The organism is Synechocystis sp. LEGE 06083 (genome assembly GCF_015207725.1).
GTDB classification, from domain to species: Bacteria; Cyanobacteriota; Cyanobacteriia; order Cyanobacteriales; family Microcystaceae; genus Synechocystis; species Synechocystis salina.
In genome coordinates, this window is record NZ_JADEWJ010000363.1 from 1 (window position 1) to 3,074 (window position 3,074).

The window sequence follows — 3,074 nt, forward strand, 5'->3', positions numbered from 1 at the left end:
GGATTTACATTTCATCTGTGACCGAGTATCGGTGCGGGTGGAAAGTAACCAAACCCTGTGGACCCAGGGCTATCAATCTCAACAGGTAATCACCCTTCCCATTGCCCACGGTGAAGGCCGCTATTTTGCCGATGAGGATACGTTAAAAGGGTTGGAAGATAACGGCCAAATTCTTTTCCGCTACAGCAACGCCCAGGGGGAACTGACTGCGGACATTAATCCCAACGGCTCCTTACACCACATTGCTGGCATTACCAATGGTCAAGGCAACGTCTTGGGTATGATGCCCCACCCAGAACGGGCGGCCGATCGCCTACTCAAAGCAACGGATGGCCTGGCTATGTTCGTCGGTTAGGTTAGTCCGTCAAAGCAAGTTTTCCATTAACACCTGGACGAGGAGGATCATTAACTTTGCTCACCGGAGCTAAACGCTTAACGTTAAGGGAGTGGAAAACCATTGGCCTCCTGTTAACCATGGTCACAACCCAGGTTTTGGGGGATATTTGGCTCAGCCAGGGTATGAAAGTGTTTGGCTCAGTGGAGGACTATAGCCTGGCGGGTTTGTGGACATTGTTTCTCTATCTGCTCACTTCCCCCTGGATTGTGGTGGGGGTAATCACGTTATTGTTTGCTCTGTTCCTTTATTTCACTGCCACATCTCGATTGGATTTAAGTTTAGTTCTCCCCCTATTTTCTTCTAGCTATATCCTCAATGCCCTACTGGCGTGGCTAATACTGGGGGAAGAAGTTTCTTTTTACCGTTGGCTCGCCACCTTTATGATTGCCAGTGGCGTGTTCATTGTCTGTTGGTCGGAACATCGTCACCGCTCCCAATTGATGCGGGAAAAGTTTAGCCCGACCCCTGCCGTGCCAGTGAAGTCTTCCCGGCGATCGCCATTGTGGTTATTTCCGGTGGGCATTGCTCTGTCCCGAGTCTGGTTTGGTATTCTAATTTTAATTTTTACCGATTCCGCTGGGGACGTATTAATCGCCCGGGGCATGAAACAAATTGGCCCTGTGAGCTTGCAATCACCCCTGAAAATGGTCAAATTAATCGGTCGTATCCTTTCCCATCCTTCAGTTTTAGGAGGCATTGGTTGCCAAACTATTAGTTTTGTTACTTTCATTTCCCTGCTCAGTTGGACGGATATTAGTCTGATTCGACCGGCGGGAGCGCTTGGTTATGTGATGAGCTTATTGGGGGCTAAATTTTTGCTCAAGGAAACCATTCCCCTGGCCCGTTGGCTTGGTATCGGTGTGATTACTGCTGGGGTAGCCCTCATCGCCCTCGACGAAGTTAATTTTGTGGATCAAATGTTGCCGTTTTTTCTATAGATAAAAAAGTTGGCGATCACTCCCAAGATCACAAAATTTTGCCCCTCATCAAGACAGGTAAGGGAGATTAATTACTTGTCGGAAGTTGAGGCAGACTAAACAAATTTTTAAGCGGGGCTAGGAGATTAATCCCCTTTACAAACAGGCTCCAATCCAATAAACGTCAACCCAAAGAACTCCTTACTTCCAATTTTCAAAGCTAGTGAAAATAGAAGTATTAGGGAAAGCTGTCGGGTTACCCGTATCTTCAATTTTGCGCCGTAACTGCAACAATTTTGGATTAGCAATTAAAGCAGTTTGGTTCACCAATTGATAGGGTAAATAATCGTTTTGCAACGCATCCGCCGCCACAATACCCGCCGCCGCCCCGGAAGACCACTCAAAGGAATGAACTCGGTAGGCCGCCGCCGCAATGTGACTAGTGGCAATGGTTTTTCCCACCACCAATAAATTATCAATGCGCTGGGGAATCATGGCCCGCAGGGGAATTTGGAACGGATAGGAAGGGGTATGGGCTTGTCGCTCCCCCGGCCGCTCAATGTTACCGGGTTTTTCCACTGGATATTCCAAATAGCAGGGGTGGAAATCAATGTTGTAATGGCCAATGCCCACAGAATCCGGGTACATGGTGGCCCGCTGACGGCGCTCCACGGCATCGGGAGCAAGGGTACCATCCAGCACGTCTAAACCATCAATGCCCGCTAGCTCGGCATGTAAACGACGGTAATCCCGGGGAGAAAGATTTTCCCGATAAAAATCGTCCTTAAAGTTCTGGCGGGAAATGTCTGTTTCATTGATTTCAAAACCGTTGGGATAAATAAAATCTGGCCGCCCAATAATCCTGCGCCCTTCCCGAATATAGGGAAACTTAGAAAGGCCATGCTCCGTACCCATGGGACTATCCAGCCCCGTCAGCAAACGGTTATTAGGATTGGGCTTTTTGACGTTGTTCCCTAATTTGGCATCGGTGGTACCCGCCACTAACCAATGGTAAAAACCCAGGGCAATTTTTTCCCCATTGGCTAGGCTTTCCGTCCGCAAGCCTCCCAACCATCCCCCCGGTTCCAATTGTCCCGTTTGTTGTAGCTGCTCCCTGGTGTAAACAAAATTGTCCCTAGGGGTACCAGGGGTGTAGTCATTACCTGGTAACCAGTTTTGCATGGAAATTTCCCCCGGCCGGGCGGGACTGACCCCAAAGCGATTTTTCGGTTGATTAGGGGTGGCGGGCTCAAAAATTCCTAGGCCATCTGGACTCCAAATACGTCGATAAGTAAACAACGCATCGAAATCAAACCGGGATTGGTCGTAGCTGTAATAGGGGATAAATCTTTGGTAAAAGTCCGGTTCTGGCTGGGGTTGGGGCTCCGCAGTGGCCTCCATCGCAAAGGTGTAGGTAAAGCCCTGGGTACAGTAAGCAAAACCTTCCACACTAGAGGAAGAGGGGTCTAGGTAGGTGCGGGGATCCACTCCCACTCGATAGGGCACATCAGCCAGGGCAATTAATTCCCCCGTTTCCGTAGCTTCCACCACCAACCATGGGGCTCTTCTACCCTGGTTAGTCTGGGGAGGATTGAAGTTAATAATGGTTTTGGTTAATTGTTCTGAATCTTCGTAACGGTAACTATCTTCAATGGTCTGGGACAGCAGTTTGGTATTCAGAGGCGGAGCATTGGGGGTCGGTTGGTGCTGAATGGCGATCGCCTGGATGATTTCCTGTCCCTCTTCCCCTGGGGCGGTGG

3 protein-coding genes are annotated in these 3,074 nt (G+C 49.4%); 2 read left to right on the plus strand and 1 reads right to left on the minus strand.

From position 1 onward, the window contains the following. Both IQ219_RS18505 and IQ219_RS18510 read left to right on the plus strand, forming a co-directional pair. A partial coding sequence (locus IQ219_RS18505; protein WP_194073580.1) for a phosphoribosylformylglycinamidine synthase subunit PurQ occupies positions 1-355 on the plus strand: 355 nt, incomplete at its 5' end. Between the two features lie 56 nt (positions 356-411). Then, positions 412-1,335 carry an EamA family transporter gene (locus tag IQ219_RS18510; protein WP_228017350.1) on the plus strand — a complete coding sequence of 308 codons (924 nt, stop codon included), beginning with the start codon at positions 412-414 and terminating at the stop codon, positions 1,333-1,335. A 180-nt stretch (positions 1,336-1,515) separates the two neighbouring features. Here IQ219_RS18510 and IQ219_RS18515 read toward each other — a convergent pair. Further along, positions 1,516-3,074, minus strand: a 1,559-nt coding sequence (locus IQ219_RS18515) for an FAD-dependent oxidoreductase (RefSeq protein WP_194073581.1), incomplete at its 5' end; no start/stop codon positions are given.